12 protein-coding genes are annotated in these 10584 nt (G+C 46.0%); 8 read left to right on the forward strand and 4 right to left on the reverse strand.

The annotated features are described in order from the left end of the window. Positions 1-215: hypothetical protein (locus tag G519_RS51175; protein WP_036635201.1), on the forward strand; the 215-nt coding region annotated here is incomplete at its 5' end. 429 nt (positions 216-644) lie between these two features. Here G519_RS51175 and G519_RS0136105 read toward each other — a convergent pair. Continuing rightward, positions 645-1646 (reverse strand): Gfo/Idh/MocA family protein, encoded by a 1002-nt coding sequence (locus G519_RS0136105; RefSeq protein ID WP_029198725.1) that lies wholly within the window; start codon positions 1644-1646, stop codon positions 645-647. Positions 1647-1882: 236 nt separating this feature from the next. Between G519_RS0136105 and G519_RS0136110 the strand changes: the two genes are divergently transcribed. Genes G519_RS0136110 through G519_RS0136120 form a run of 3 tightly spaced genes read left to right on the forward strand, consistent with a single transcriptional unit; the run spans position 1883 to position 3099 of the window. Then, complete coding sequence (locus G519_RS0136110) at positions 1883-2263, forward strand: hypothetical protein (RefSeq protein WP_029198726.1); 381 nt, start codon at positions 1883-1885, stop codon at positions 2261-2263. A 28-nt stretch (positions 2264-2291) separates the two neighbouring features. After that, a complete protein-coding gene (locus G519_RS0136115; protein ID WP_029198727.1) occupies positions 2292-2717 on the forward strand; it encodes an SRPBCC family protein in 426 nt (141 codons plus the stop codon). Position 2718: 1 nt separating this feature from the next. Further along, positions 2719-3099, forward strand: coding sequence for an ArsR/SmtB family transcription factor (locus G519_RS0136120; protein WP_029198728.1), 381 nt, complete (start codon positions 2719-2721; stop codon positions 3097-3099). 135 nt (positions 3100-3234) lie between these two features. Here G519_RS0136120 and G519_RS0136125 read toward each other — a convergent pair whose 3' ends face one another. Further along, positions 3235-3555, reverse strand: coding sequence for a winged helix-turn-helix transcriptional regulator (locus G519_RS0136125; RefSeq protein ID WP_029198729.1), 321 nt, complete (start codon positions 3553-3555; stop codon positions 3235-3237). Between the two features lie 162 nt (positions 3556-3717). Between G519_RS0136125 and G519_RS0136130 the strand changes: the two genes are divergently transcribed. Both G519_RS0136130 and G519_RS0136135 read left to right on the forward strand, forming a co-directional pair. Continuing rightward, positions 3718-4485 (forward strand): DODA-type extradiol aromatic ring-opening family dioxygenase, encoded by a 768-nt coding sequence (locus tag G519_RS0136130; protein WP_029198730.1) that lies wholly within the window; start codon positions 3718-3720, stop codon positions 4483-4485. Position 4486: 1 nt separating this feature from the next. Next, on the forward strand, positions 4487-4843 hold the full coding sequence (locus G519_RS0136135; RefSeq protein ID WP_029198731.1) for a DoxX family protein: 357 nt from the start codon (positions 4487-4489) through the stop codon (positions 4841-4843). Positions 4844-4891: 48 nt separating this feature from the next. Here G519_RS0136135 and G519_RS0136140 read toward each other — a convergent pair whose 3' ends face one another. Next, the gene (locus G519_RS0136140) at positions 4892-7195 is read right to left on the reverse strand and encodes a helix-turn-helix domain-containing protein (RefSeq protein ID WP_029198732.1); all 2304 of its coding nucleotides are present in this window, start codon (positions 7193-7195) and stop codon (positions 4892-4894) included. 179 nt (positions 7196-7374) lie between these two features. Then, positions 7375-8298 carry an AraC family transcriptional regulator gene (locus G519_RS0136145; protein WP_029198733.1) on the reverse strand — a complete coding sequence of 308 codons (924 nt, stop codon included), beginning with the start codon at positions 8296-8298 and terminating at the stop codon, positions 7375-7377. 130 nt (positions 8299-8428) lie between these two features. On the opposite strand from G519_RS0136145, the gene G519_RS0136150 reads away from it, so the two are divergent. Further along, positions 8429-9496, forward strand: coding sequence for a glycoside hydrolase family 88/105 protein (locus G519_RS0136150; protein ID WP_029198734.1), 1068 nt, complete (start codon positions 8429-8431; stop codon positions 9494-9496). A 233-nt stretch (positions 9497-9729) separates the two neighbouring features. Next, positions 9730-9879 (forward strand): hypothetical protein, encoded by a 150-nt coding sequence (locus G519_RS50875; protein ID WP_154669656.1) that lies wholly within the window; start codon positions 9730-9732, stop codon positions 9877-9879. Positions 9880-10584 lie beyond the last annotated feature (705 nt).

A 10584-nucleotide genomic window follows, 5' to 3' on the forward strand; every position in this document is an offset into this window, starting at 1 on the left:
CCATCGAACGAAAAAACAATGAAATGAAGAACCATCACGATTTGGCGCATACCCATAAACGAACGCGTGAGAAGCGGCGTGTCGATGCAAAGGTGAGCAGTATCGTAGTTAATATAAAAGTGATGGTGAAACAAGTAGGTAGTTTAACACTTGGTTTCAAGCGAAAAAAAGAATCTCCCTTACCAAGGGGGAAGTCTGTCCATATAGCTGTTTAAGGTAGATAAAATGGGGCAAAGATACGCCGAATTTGTCGTATAAAAGGAAAAATTTAGCCCCCAAGAGCCCATAGGGGTCCTTGGGGGCTATTGAATCGACAGTCTCTTTTGTGCAACATTTTCCCCGCATTTCACCTGATTGAGCCACTTTCGGCAGAATATGTTGTATTTTTTGCAACAATTGCCGCGATAACGCCGATTACCTTACTAAATGTTGTACATAGTACAACTTCGCACGCCTGTCGAAATTTACTTCGCATGCTTATCTCGAACTTCACTTTGCTTGCATCTTCGAACGTTACTTTGGTTGATTCTCGAACTTACCCTACTTGCATCTATCAAACCCTCCGCTTACTTTGGTAATTGCACGCTAGCGGCGGAATGATGAATCGGCACACTTTGATTCATTTGTAAGAAAGCCATCTTTGCTTATTCGAATTGACCCGACTTACGATCCGCCGGAAAAACAAGCCCCATCTGCTTTCGAGCCTCATCCATAATGGCCATGGCAATGCTGGAATTCGCATGTGAGTTCGTCGTGGACTCCAATACTCCGCTTTTGATAAGTCGGATAAATTCTTCCGCTTCATAGCGCATCGTTCGCACAGCTTGCTCCCGCGTCAGGTTTTCTACCGAACCATCTCGGTAACGGATTTCAACTTTTTCAGGGGTGTTGATTTTATCGATGACCATTGTCGCATGCTCGCCCTGAATTTCTGCAGGCAGATAGGAGCTTGAAATTTTGGAGTGCATGATAACCGCATCCATCTCTTTGTAGCTAAGAAGCAGGCTGCCCTCGCCATCTACACCCGACTCCAACAGTACTCCACTTGCTTGTACACGTTCAGGAGCACCAAAAAGCACCGCCAACGGATAAATACAATATACGCCTAAATCCATTATTGAGCCATTAGAAAAAATGGGATTGAACGCATTCAGGACCGTCCCCTGCTTATAGGCATCATATCTGGAGGAATATTGGCAATAGCTCGCAAAATAACGACGAATTTTACCCAGCTTATGTAAATTATCTTGAATTGCCTTGAAATTAGGAAGCAGTGTGGACTTGAGGGCTTCCATGAACACCACTTTATTATTTTGTGCAGCCTTAATCATCGCTGAGAGTTCAGCGGTATTGGATGCCGCAGGCTTTTCGCAAATAACATGCTTGCCATGATTCATACAGAGTACCGCATATTCAGCGTGAAGCGAGTTCGGACTAGCAATATAAACCGCATCGAATTCCTTGCTTTGTGCAAACGTTTCTAGGCTTGTATAGATATGAGAAACCTCAAATTTCTGAGCAAATTCCGCAGCTTTCTCCTCCGTACGCGAGTATACGGCAGTTAAGACGAACTCCCCCGTCTCGCGGGCAGCATGAATGAATTCTTCCGTAATCCAATTGGTTCCAATAACAGCAAAACGTATCATATCGTTCTCCTTTGTTCCACTCTTGTTTTTCATAACTATACCATGATTTCAGAGCTGTTGAAAAAAAGAACAGAAATAGGAAGACAGAATTGTTGCCTAAAAAACCCCTTGACATGAAACCAAAAGGTTTCGTATAATCCGTTATGTAACCAATTGGTTTCGCATTGCAATGCCTTTGGAAAACCTAATCTTTTGGGCACAATACAGAAAGGACATAAGGGAAGGATTGACTTACGATGCAGGAGGAACTGCTGAAGAAGCTGCGCTATAAGCAAGGACGAGCCCTCGTTCTTCAAGCACCTGAAGGCTACAAGCTTGGTATCGAGGATAATGAGGAGCCGAATGGGACCTACGATTTCGTTCAGCTATTTGTTAACAATGCCGCCGAGGTGGAGGAGTTGGCACCTAAAGCAATTGCCCATTTGAACGATGAGGCTGTCTTCTGGATTACTTATCCGAAGCAAAGCTCAAAGGTGAAAACCGACATTAACCGAGACATTCTGTGGAAGTTGATGGATGAAAAAACGGACTATCGTCTTGTAAGCAATGTCGCGGTGGACGATAAATGGTCGGCCCTGCGTTTACGTCATAAGAGTAAAGTAAAAATGAAATCCTAATAAATTAATCATTGGAGGCTTCTTAATTATGGAAAATCAGACTCAAGGCACATTGCCGGATATCAAGCAAACACTTGTTTTTAACGCACCGATTCAAAAGGTTTGGAATGCCGTAGCGACATCTGATGGCATCGCAGCTTGGCTCATGCCCAATGATTTCAAGCCAGAGGTTGGCTATGAGTTTCACTTGGAAGCAGGACCTTTTGGCAAATCCCCTTGTAAAGTAACCGAGCTCGACCCGCCGAACCGTTTGACCTTTGCATGGGGCAAGGATTGGTCGCTGACTTTTGAATTGACCGATTTGGAAGGCAAAACGGAATTCACTCTCATCCACTCCGGCTGGGATGCGGACAAAGTTACAGAATTCGGTCAACCTCACACAGCTGTTCGCGAGACCATGTCGATGGGCTGGACTGGCCTAGCGAAGAAACTGGCTGCTCACGTCGAGGCTTAAGATGGCAGTCCCCTCGCAGAAGCATGACGTCTTTCAAGCGATCGCCGATCCGACCCGCCGTCAGGTGTTGCAGCTGCTAGGAGAGCAAGAGATGCCCGTAACGGTTATCTCCGGCCATTTCCCGATGAGCCGCACCGCGGTGTCCAAGCATCTTCGCATTTTGGCTGATGCCGGGCTGGTGAAAGAACGCAAAGTCGGCCGCGAGACCCGATACAGGCTGGAGGCGGAACCGCTTATGGAGTTGAAGCGTTGGCTATCCTATTATGAACGCTATTGGGAAAACAAGTTAAACGTACTCAAACGATTCGTGGAATCGGACGACGAGGAAGGCGCAAATGCTTTATCCGCTTTGGAATTGGTCGATCCTACGAAACACGAATAACAAACACGAAAAGCCGTTGGTTCATTGGACCCTCGGCTTTTCGTACGAGTTCACTTCGCAATCTCTCAGGACCTCCACAACAAAAAAGATCATCTACCCCGTTTGATTTCTACAGGTTAGATGACCTTTTTTACCCTACTCCTGAACCGGCAGCCACTCTTGTGACCATTTCGTAATCTCACCGAAAATCGGAGCCAACGCTTGCCCCTTATCCGTAAGTGAATATTCGATACGAACCGGACTTTCTGGGAATACTACCCTCTTAACAATACCTTCATGCTCAAGCTCCTTCAAGCGCTCCGACAATACCTTGCCGCTCAAATTCGGAAGTGCCTGATCGATATTTATGAACCGCTGCGGGCCTGATAGCAATTGAAAAACGATAAGCGATGTCCAGCGCTTGCTGAGGATTTCTACAGCTTTTTCGAAACGAGGACACAATAGGTTGCGTTCCATGTTTATCACCTCTATATGTCTATTTATTATAGAGTAAGTAGCCACGGATATACAAGGTTACAAAAAGTAATTTAGTTACTTGACGAAACTATAAATTTGACGTAATATTAGTTACATAAAGTAACTAAGTGAATTAAAGTAATTAAAAAGGAGTGTTTTATCATGATTTCACCCATATTTGTAGGACACGGATCTCCCATGATGGCTATTCAAGATACAGCTTGCACACAATTCCTGCTCGACTATGGCAAGAAGCTTTCCCCGAAAGCTATTGTCATTTTCACAGCTCATTGGGAAACAGAGGTACTCACTATTTCGTCCACCAATGACGTATATGACACGATCTACGATTTCCGCGGCTTCCCGGATGAGTTGTTTCAAATCAAATATCCGGCCAAAGGGGATGTGGAGCTGGCTCGAATGATCGCTGACCGTTTCACGGCGAAAGGCATCTCTGTGAATTTGGATTCGCAGCGCGGGCTTGACCACGGTTCATGGGTTCCGCTTTTACGGATGTTTCCAACACCTACATGCCCGGTCATTCAAGTGTCCGTTAACCCGTACTTGCCGCCTGCGGAGCAGTATCGCATTGGCGAAGCGCTGCGCGGCCTCGATCAGGAGGATATCCTGATTATCGGAAGCGGTGCTACTGTGCATAATTTGCGAGCTCTTAATTGGGATGCCAAAGAGCCAGACGCTTGGGCGGTTGATTTCGACGAATGGCTCATCCAGAACATGCAATCGCAGAACCTGGAAGTGCTGTTCGACTACGCTGCTTTAGCCCCGAATGCTCGCATGGCTGTGCCAAGACCAGAGCATTTCATTCCGCTCTTTATTACAATGGGCAGCGGTGACCCCGAACGTTCCGTTCAAGTGATTCATCGCAGCTACGAAGTCGGCTCGCTCAGCTATCTTTCGGTCTCTTTTTAACATGAAATGGACGACTCGCATATTTCAAGGTGTGCTGGCAGTCGCGTTTCTAATGTTTGGCTTTATGAAATTATCCACAAACCCCATCCAAGTGGAAGCTTTTACAGAAACCTACGGGTATGGTTTAAACGCCATGTATGTCGTTGGAGTTATTGAATTATTAGCTGGAATCGGGCTAGTTATCGGCTTCTGGAAGCCGCGTATCGCCTTCTTCTCCGCTGGGATTATTGTAGTTATAATGGCTGGCGCCATGCTAACTCATGTCCGATCAGGTCAAGGTATGAGCACCGCGGCTTTACCGCTTATTTTTCTCATCCTAGCATTAGTTGTTGTGCTAAGACGTTCCAAACGCGCATAAGCAAACGGGTATCCCTGCCAGATGGCAGGTGATACCCGTTTTTGTAATTTACGACGGAATAGGCTTCGACATGTGTTCCCGATACTCCGTTGGCGTTAAGCCCGTATATTTTTTGAAGGTGCGCAGGAAGCTTCTCGTATTTGCATATCCGACCGCTCCCGAAACGTCGTTAACTTTAATGGACTTATCTTTCAAAAGCTCCATAGCTGCTTTAATGCGAATCTCGATCATATAATCGATAAAATTGCTTTCCGTGTGTTCCTTAAACAGTCTACTGATGTAAGGCGGAGTGAGATGAAACATTTCTGCCAGCCGATCTAAGGACAAATCATACTCCTGATAATGCTCTCGGATATAATCCAGCATCCGCTCGATCGTCTCATTTTTCCCACGTAGCGTGCGTTTCTCCTCAATTTGTGAAGCCAAGCCCTCGAGAATGTCTCCGACTAGCCGCTCCGCATCCTTCCAGTTCTCGCATTTCCCTATCCGATCATAGAAGCTGCTTAGGGGACCCATCGATATTTCTGGCTCAATCCCAATAGCTTTGACAGTTTGCAAAGACTTCATCACAAGGTCATAACACAGCTGCCTAATCAACTCCGGAGGAAGATTGCTCTCAACCGCTTCACGGAATGTATCCGATAAGCACGTAAGCATCTTGACGCGATCTATTTGCCTCATGGCTTCCATCACTGGATCGATCATTCGGCTGAGTTTGTAATAATCCTGTCGGTCCGGCGGCTGCAAGTCATCTACCGATATGACCGAATGCTTGCCGAAGATCATCTTATAATGCAGCGCCTTCTGCGATTCGTCAAAAGAGCTCGGTATCTCCTTCATCTCCATGCGGCATTTGCCGACTCCGACCGTGACCATTAAACCAAACTGCCGCTTCATGATATCAAGAATCAGTTCAAGTATGACTAACGTTCTCAAATGATTTTGCTCCGCATCGCCTTCCGCGAAGCTGAGAAGGACAGCAGCCCGGCCGCCGCCCAAATCGATGGCCAAGCCTGCATGTTCAGTTCGAATCAGCTCCTCTGCGACATTGCAGAACATGTAAGTGTACAACGTTTCGTCCCGCGGGGTAAGCCGTTCCCCTTCCTTGCCAATCTCCGCCGTGCACACGATAAAGCGCTCCGAATACATGTGAATCCCCAAAAATTCCAAGTGATGATACATCGCGTGGAAATCGGAACGGTTGCCGTTCAATACATCCATCATGATCTTCCACTTAAGCATCGGCTTCGAATCCCTGACATGCTGCTCCAAGTGCTCACGGTCCGTAACCATCTCATCGAATATATGCTCCAGGTTTCTGAGTCCTATACGCTTGGCTCCCTGCCCTCTCCCCTTGTTCACGCCGGACAACTTGCCTGCCAATCGATCCAGCGGCTTAAAGGTCCAACGGTTCACATAAAATAATGCTGCCAATGCCAAAAAGAACATCACGACAGCAAATGTGAGCAATAGGTTGCGTGTCACCTTGATCGGCTCAAATACGGTGGACTCCGGCATTATGCTGATAAATTTCCACCCCGTATACCCGCTAGTCCGGTAAAAGACGGACTCCTGAATCCCGTCCAGCTTCACGTTGAAAGATCCGCTGTCAGGATCCATTAAGATCGTCTGTATATATGGCAGCGACTTCATATTGCGGTAAAGTTGGTTCTTATCGTCATGTGTAACGACATTCCCTTCCGCATCCAGAATGAAAAATTGACCAGCGTGGCCATCCTCGTAGATCGCTTTAATCATCTGAAACAACTGCGCCTCTTTGATACTAACAGCCATTAGACCCTTCCTAAAGCCAGGACTGCTAAGGCTAGGAAAGCTGCGGACCAAGGTAATCACATCTTGAGTCTCCTGGCCATCCCAAACCTTCTGAGTCGATAACCACTTATAATATTCAGGCATATCCAGGTACTGGGCCAACCAATTGAACTCTGATGAAGCTTGCTTTAAATAGGTTTCCTCTGTCATTAAGTCTCCACTGACATGAGAATATGCAAAAACAGAGGAATAATTAGGATTATTTGAAATGAATTCTTTTAATCTGTTTGTCAATGAATAGTAAATGCTATATCTGTGACCGTCATCACTATAGCTGTTATTCATAAAGTAAACAAATTCCAGCCTTTCGGCCATGGAGAGCAAATCCTTCTCCGTCTGGCGAAAGGCAGCCTCTATTTTGGAATCAACCTGCTTCAGCAGTGCAAGATTAGCATCCTGCAAGTCCTTCTGCAGCCTGCCCACAGTGCCGACATAGGACAACCAGAAGGTTAAGGCGATGATGAAGAGGAATACGATACCGTATATCATCATGGCTTTTCCGGATATGCTGGTTCTCATGGTGGACCTCCGCTCGGTCGCATTGTTATTGTTTTCAGTTGTACCATTCACATCGTTGCCCTGGAGGAGAATGATGAATTAACCTTATCAAATGCAGTTAAAATCGCAATAGACAGTTTTTGTCGGAGGTGGCATTCCTTTCGATCCCATGCTGCAATCGTGCAATTTAACGGCCTCAATTATATGGAATGGTGCAGACTCCGATATCCGCTTGGCGTTAACTCCGTCAATCTTTTGAACGTATGGCAAAAGTGAGAAATATCCTGAAACCCTACAGAAGCCGCAACCTCTGTTATGGGCAGATCGCTTCCCTGCAAGATCTCCTTCGCTTTGTTGATACGATAGGCAATTAGAAACTCATTGACGGAGACCCCTGTATCCTGTTTGAAAATTCTACAAAGATACGATCGGGAAAGGTGAAACTGTCCGCATAAATCCTCTATTCGCAAGGATTCCTGGTAATTTTCCATGAGATAACTCAAAATGCTTTCGACGACCCTCTTCCGGTCTCCCGATCCCTGCTGAACAACGCCTATATCCGTCTGATATCGGCCTAGCTGAGTAAACATATGCAGCAGGAGCCCTTTCACAGCAAGGGGATATCCCGGCTGCTGCTCCCTGATTTCCCGCTCCAGTTGACTAAGCGTTTCCTGCAATCCCAGCAATTGGCGGGCATTTAATTGGACATGAAGGGAGTCGCTGCCCATCTCTGGAAGCCACTGCTCGATCCAAGCGGCTATTTGCCCATCTCGCTCGTACAGCCCTTCTAGATAGCTTTTCTCCACGGCAAGGACATAGCGATGAAAGGGCACTTCTATATCCGGGCGTGATCTATGCATGGCCATAGGCCGTACGACCGTGAAGCTTCCCGGTCCTAATGTATGAATCCTCTCACCGGCGATGTATTTGCCGCTGCCTTGTATACATAAATACATTTCGAATCCGCTATGCGAATGGAAGCTGCGCTGGTACAAGCTCGTTGTTCGATACAAGCAATGAACGGGAAAGGTGGAAAGTGTCTGATTCGTCCACTCGTCTATTGCCACTCCAATGGCATCAGGCTGCTCCACCAGTTCCAAATTTTCCGATTTCACCCCGCTCACAGTTCTTCACTTCCTTCGCTTCTATTTCGTAGACAATACCCCAAGTCAATAAGAGAATACGCCAAGCTTCATGGTCATCCTGCATAGTATAGTGAGCGTATGCCACTACATCTCTTGGAGGAATACGACAATGCCAACTACACTTGCATCTGCTTATCTCGAACAAACCGCGAGCCAAATTTATGGTTACATGCTATCTGATCATACAGGAAATTGGGGCTTGGATATTCATCATTGGGATTGGGTGCCCGGCGTCGGCGTCATCTCGGCACTAGCCTATTATGAAAGCACGCAAAATCCGGAGATCTTGAATCATCTGACCTCATGGGCCCGCCAAAACATGAATAAATCGGAGCATCTGAAGGTCATTAACTCCATGGCTCCCTTCGCTATATTTCCTGCTCTTTACGGTCACACGAAGGACCCCGTCTTTCTGGAAACTGCCGAGCGCATCGGGAAGTGGATGCTAACCGAAGCTCCTCGTACAAGGGAAGGCGCATTTGAGCATACTGTTACTGAAAATGCCAACTTCCCCGAGCAGGTATGGGCAGACACGATCTTCATGGCTAATCTGTTCCTAGCGCGCCTCGCTCGCCTTACCGGTGAAACCGCCTATGCCCAGGAAGCTGTCAACCAGCTTGACCTCCATTTGCGACTGCTTCAGGACGACAATACGGGCGTACTGTTCCACGGTTGGAACTGCATCGCACAGGATCATATGTCATCTGCGCGCTGGACGAGAGCTAACGCATGGATCGCAGTCGCAACGCCGATGATCCTGCAAGAAATAGAGGGCCTCACCCATGTGCCCGAAGAAACTTTGGAGCGCTACCGTGCTATGATGCAAGGGCTCATCCGTTATCAACAACCAGATGGCCTATGGGCCACTGTCATGGATCAGCCTGATTACTATCCGGAGACTTCAGGCAGCGCCGGTATCGCTTGTGGCATTCTACTAGCCGTGAAACGCGGTTTGCTCGACCCATCCAGCAAGGAAGCAGCCTATCGCGCCGTTGAAGCTATTCTATCAAAAATTCTGCCTACCGGGGAAGTAACCGGCGTATCAGGAGGATCACCTGTTATGCCAACGATTGAAGCTTATAACACAATTCCTTGTTATCCTACGCTTTATGGACAGGGGCTAGTGCTAATGCTGCTCTCTGAATTGATTGTAAAAAAGAAGGAGCTCGCCATGTAATTGGTAATCTGGACCCTTAGTCAAGAACACTAAAAAAAAGAGTGGTTTTGAACATTTAGGCAGCAAACAAGAGATGAGTCCTGTATTGTACAGGGTCATCTTTTTTGATCTCCATTGATTATAGTAGCGAATTTATCGTCCAATAATAGCATGATGAACAACTGTATTTAAAATTATATATGCTTGAGGTTCGTATGCATCGCAGATCAGCCCTGAGGGGAGAAGTTTTCCTAATGGATATTGGCCAGTTTGATCCTTCATTAAACATGAAATTGGAAGAGCTGGTTTCCTTACTTTTTTTAAACATGGTGGAACGAATCCGTACCGGTGATCAAGCGAAAATGGTTCGTGAAATTCTTCAGCACTTCTCATCCTTACGATAATAACCTTATTTCTATCCGGCCACCGGAAACCGCCACCCGTTAAAAGCACATGCGACCAGGAGAAAGACCCCAAAATAGTAAATCTGGTGATCAATATCTATGTCGTATTTTGCAATAAAATGGTTTCGGTTTATTTTGTAAATTCAAACGGTTGTGGGAATTTATACCTATTTTTATGTATTAGTGTAACTTATGATTAATTTTAGGTGTCTACTATATTTCATGGAAAAATATGTTAGATAGTAGGTGTTGCCTAGAACATTAGACGATTTTCTAGTTCTATTGTTGTTTGAATGTTATTCTCTTTTCATTTTTAGAACAAAAACAAATTATACCGACACCCAGTATAAACGATAAGCGCAAAGTTTCGGCATTCCCGAGGAAATCACCAAAGTAATTACCTATGTCGCAACGGATACGGACAGGATGTACAACAATTTTTAGAGCAGCGGTACTATGTCAAGACCTTAATTGGAAAAAACCTTGAAGAACCGTAACTTTTTTAGGGGGTGAGCCTAAAAAAGGCCGCACGAAACTAAACCCACCCTATTTTGGTTATATGGAAATATTTTCTAATTTCCAAAATAATAGGTGGAATGGTTGAGTAAGGTTATGTCATTTCTGTTGTCGGATCACCTCCTTGGGTTCGTAGAGTCGGTTGGTTCGAAGCAGATAGTCGACCAACCGCACCAATTTACGAGCTGT

The sequence above is a fragment of the Paenibacillus alginolyticus DSM 5050 = NBRC 15375 genome, assembly GCF_000422905.1.
Lineage (GTDB): Bacteria > Bacillota > Bacilli > Paenibacillales > NBRC-103111 > Paenibacillus_E > Paenibacillus_E alginolyticus.

What these genes read in the sequence shown, in the direction of transcription:
- G519_RS0136105 (WP_029198725.1), bottom strand. Translation starts at nt 1,646, where the DNA reads ATGATACGTTTTGCTGTTATTGGAACCAATTGGATTACGGAAGAATTC.
- G519_RS0136110 (WP_029198726.1), top strand. Translation starts at nt 1,883, where the DNA reads ATGCAGGAGGAACTGCTGAAGAAGCTGCGCTATAAGCAAGGACGAGCC.
- G519_RS0136115 (WP_029198727.1), top strand. Translation starts at nt 2,292, where the DNA reads ATGGAAAATCAGACTCAAGGCACATTGCCGGATATCAAGCAAACACTT.
- G519_RS0136120 (WP_029198728.1), top strand. Translation starts at nt 2,719, where the DNA reads ATGGCAGTCCCCTCGCAGAAGCATGACGTCTTTCAAGCGATCGCCGAT.
- G519_RS0136125 (WP_029198729.1), bottom strand. Translation starts at nt 3,555, where the DNA reads ATGGAACGCAACCTATTGTGTCCTCGTTTCGAAAAAGCTGTAGAAATC.
- G519_RS0136130 (WP_029198730.1), top strand. Translation starts at nt 3,718, where the DNA reads ATGATTTCACCCATATTTGTAGGACACGGATCTCCCATGATGGCTATT.
- G519_RS0136135 (WP_029198731.1), top strand. Translation starts at nt 4,487, where the DNA reads ATGAAATGGACGACTCGCATATTTCAAGGTGTGCTGGCAGTCGCGTTT.
- G519_RS0136140 (WP_029198732.1), bottom strand. Translation starts at nt 7,195, where the DNA reads ATGAGAACCAGCATATCCGGAAAAGCCATGATGATATACGGTATCGTA.
- G519_RS0136150 (WP_029198734.1), top strand. Translation starts at nt 8,429, where the DNA reads ATGCCAACTACACTTGCATCTGCTTATCTCGAACAAACCGCGAGCCAA.
- G519_RS50875 (WP_154669656.1), top strand. Translation starts at nt 9,730, where the DNA reads ATGGATATTGGCCAGTTTGATCCTTCATTAAACATGAAATTGGAAGAG.